This window comes from Bacillota bacterium (genome assembly GCA_040754675.1).
In the GTDB taxonomy this organism is placed as follows: Bacteria; Bacillota; Limnochordia; order Limnochordales; family Geochordaceae; genus Geochorda.
Genome location: JBFMCJ010000523.1, coordinates 1 through 2,808, shown reverse-complemented (window position 1 = coordinate 2,808; position 2,808 = coordinate 1). Strand labels below are relative to the sequence as shown.

Sequence of the window (2,808 nt, the reverse complement as noted above, 5' to 3'; positions counted from 1 at the left end):
GGTGCCCACCACCGTCGTCCCGGCGCGACGCGCCGCCCGATCCAGAATCCGCGCCTGATCGGCGTGGTGAAACCAGGGCCAGGCGAGCTCTTCGCACGTGGAAATCACGTCGAGCCCGGACTCCACCAGCGCCAGGAGCTGGTCAAGCACGGCGACGAGGCGAGACCCGGTGGAGTGAAGCGCAACCGAGGCGCCGGCGAGTTTCTCGGGTTCAAAAGACGCGCTCACCCGGACGCCCAGTGGGCCACCGCCGACCAGAGCCCCCACGTCCCGTCCGGCTTTGTCTGGCGCAGGATCAACCGCCCCGACGAGCCGCACCCCCGGCATCTGCAGCAGACGGCGAACGATGCCCTGTCCGATGGGGCCGAGTCCTATTTGCACGACGCCTACCATCTGATGCTGACCGACGGATGGCAACGTCTCCATACCTCTTCTGCAACTCCCCCCGGTCCGGTCGGGTGCGACACAATCGTTGGCCCACTTCGCTGCGGCCGGCCGTAACCCTGCGGCTCTCATGCCCGGACTTCCAGGCTAACGCTCACCCGGCCGTCAGGGCCTGCGTCCACCCTCCAGCACGCCCCATCCTCTGCGAAGAAGCTCGCTCCCAGCTCCCACGTCCAGCCGCAGGCTGGCCCGTGAGATTCGGTGAGCAGCACCGTTTTGCTCAACGGCTCCCCGCTGTCGCCGTACAACCTCCGGTCGCTTTGGACCCTCTCCGTCAAGGCGCCCCACCAGGCGCTCACGGCAGCCCGGACAGAAAGCCGGGGCCCGGGCCGCCACTCCAGGTGGAGCGGAAGCACGGCCCCCGCCCACCGCTGTTCGAGGTCGCCGGTCTCGCCCCGGAAGTCGGGGGCCACCACAGGGGGTTCTCCTTCGTAGATCCACCGGGCGCTGCCCGGCTCCGTACGGTGGGTGCCCCAGGAATCCCGCCGCATCCAGCCCAGGCCCATCCCCAGGGAGAGAACCGGGTCCCCGAGGTGAAGCCGGCCGGCGATCCAGGTGCTCCTCTGGCCCGCCGACGCCCATCCTTTCCGGTCGGTCTCGACTCGAAGGCCGGGCTGCGTGTAAACCTGAGCCTCGCTCAAAGGGCCGGAGACGTGAACACTGCCGACCCCCGCCTCGAGCACGGCGGCCGAGTCGCGGGCGAGCGGCCACTGGAACGAAGCTCCGCCCGAGGCTCCGGCTCCCGATACGCTCCACACCCTTTCGGCGTGGTCGCTTTTCTCGCCCAGGGCGATGGTCTCGGTGGCCGTCCCCTCTGCAATGCCCGGCCCCGCGGAATACCAGAGTTCGCACGTTCCCCCTCCCGCAGGCGATATGAGGCGGGCACCGAGTTCGACGTCGGAGTTCACCTGGCTCCAGCTCGATTCGGTGGACTCCCAGAACGCCGGCCGCCACTGGAGCGGAGACAGGCCCGGCACCGGCGTGTCCACGCGGCCCTTCCGTGAAGCGACATGCACCTGAAGCATTTCATCCCGTGCCGCCCCGGGAGCGGCGAAGCGGACGGCGAGCTCCACGGATGCCGGTGACCGGCCCGGGAAAGCGGGCTCGGGGCCAGCGTGGAGGGCAAGGGATTCCAGGTTGGAGGACGCAACGGCGCTTGAGCGGGCACCCAAAAGAGCGGCTCCGGCAAGGAGGAGCGAGAGCAACCGCATGAGCACCAGATTCCCCATCCTCTCCCGGACAGGTTGGTAATCACTGGTTCACCTGGATAACCCTTCTACTCTTGAGGGCTTCTGTCTCCTTCCGTGGGGTCCGGCCGGCTTGCTCCGGCGTGCAACGCTCCTTTTGGACGGTCACTCACCACGACAAAAAGAAAGCGGGAGAGGCCCGCTGACAGGAGCCTCTCCCGGCTTCGCATCACCCTACGAGCCGCTGCCGGCTGACCTTGCGCTACGCCCTCCTGCGCCGACGGGTAAGCTGAACGTAACGTAGGATCAACCGGTCCAGTTCGTCATGCAGCTCGGGGTCGTCTTCGTAACGAACCCCGGTGCGTGTGTAAAGCGTCTGCCTAAGTTCCTCTATCCGCCGCTTAACCGACTCCGCTTCGCTGACTTGCGTCTGCCCGCGCTCTTCGCTGATCACCCCAACCCCTGCCCTTTCAGGTGACCCAGCAGGGAGCGTCAAAGCCGGCCGGGCAGCAGCCGAGGGGTGGCGTCATAGCTACCAACGCCCGCCGTGCGACGCGAACGGCCCACCACCCCCCCTTTCCGCAACGGGGCCGGAAAGCCATCGCAGCCCCGGAGAAACATGCATCGCTCCCATTCAACGAGATGAGTTGTTTTCCTGCGGGATCCGAGAAACTTCAATAAGCGGATCGACTTCCTTTTGTTGGTTCAGCAGGGAACAGTATGGTCGAGTTGCGAATCTCTTCCTCCGTCTTTCCAACTTCGTGAAAGGGATGGATGCACCGGTGCTCGTGCACCCGCGGCCGCGACGGTGGCGGCCGCGCTCTTGCCGGGCCGTTTTGGCCCGGGTTATTCGACCGGCGGCATCAACGGCCCTGGCGGCCACGGTGTTTTTCTGGGGCCTGCCGGTCGCCCGGGCTTCCGACGTGGCAGCGGCACCCCCCTTTTTCTCGGCGCCTTTCTTTGCGTCACCGCCCCTGAGCCCTGCCGTCGCGGGCATGGGGGGCGCCGCCGCAGCGTGGGTGGACGACGCATCCGCCCTCTACTACAACTCGGCGGGGCTCACTCATCGCCGGTTCGAGGCAGGTTTCACGACCGCGGTGCAGGAAGGCAACGGCGTTGGCGATCCGTCCGAGCAGCTCGAGCAGTTCCGCCGGCTATTTGCCGATCCGGCCTCGGC

At 67.1% G+C, this 2,808-nt stretch carries 4 protein-coding genes; 1 reads left to right on the top strand and 3 read right to left on the bottom strand.

From position 1 onward, the window contains the following. The 3 genes from AB1609_20155 to AB1609_20145 form a co-directional block, all read right to left on the bottom strand. Positions 1-417 (bottom strand): dihydrodipicolinate reductase (locus AB1609_20155; GenBank protein MEW6048756.1); only part of this gene is annotated, 417 nt, incomplete at its 3' end. Between the two features lie 95 nt (positions 418-512). Continuing rightward, positions 513-1,673 carry a hypothetical protein gene (locus AB1609_20150; GenBank protein ID MEW6048755.1) on the bottom strand — a complete coding sequence of 387 codons (1,161 nt, stop codon included), beginning with the start codon at positions 1,671-1,673 and terminating at the stop codon, positions 513-515. A gap of 220 nt (positions 1,674-1,893) precedes the next feature. Beyond that, positions 1,894-2,085, bottom strand: coding sequence for a hypothetical protein (locus tag AB1609_20145; protein MEW6048754.1), 192 nt, complete (start codon positions 2,083-2,085; stop codon positions 1,894-1,896). Between the two features lie 328 nt (positions 2,086-2,413). Between AB1609_20145 and AB1609_20140 the strand changes: the two genes are divergently transcribed. Next, a partial coding sequence (locus tag AB1609_20140; GenBank protein ID MEW6048753.1) for a hypothetical protein occupies positions 2,414-2,808 on the top strand: 395 nt, incomplete at its 3' end.

Bases quoted from the DNA above. Each gene is read 5' to 3' on its own strand.
- AB1609_20150 (MEW6048755.1), bottom strand. From the start codon at position 1,673: ATGGGGAATCTGGTGCTCATGCGGTTGCTCTCGCTCCTCCTTGCCGGA.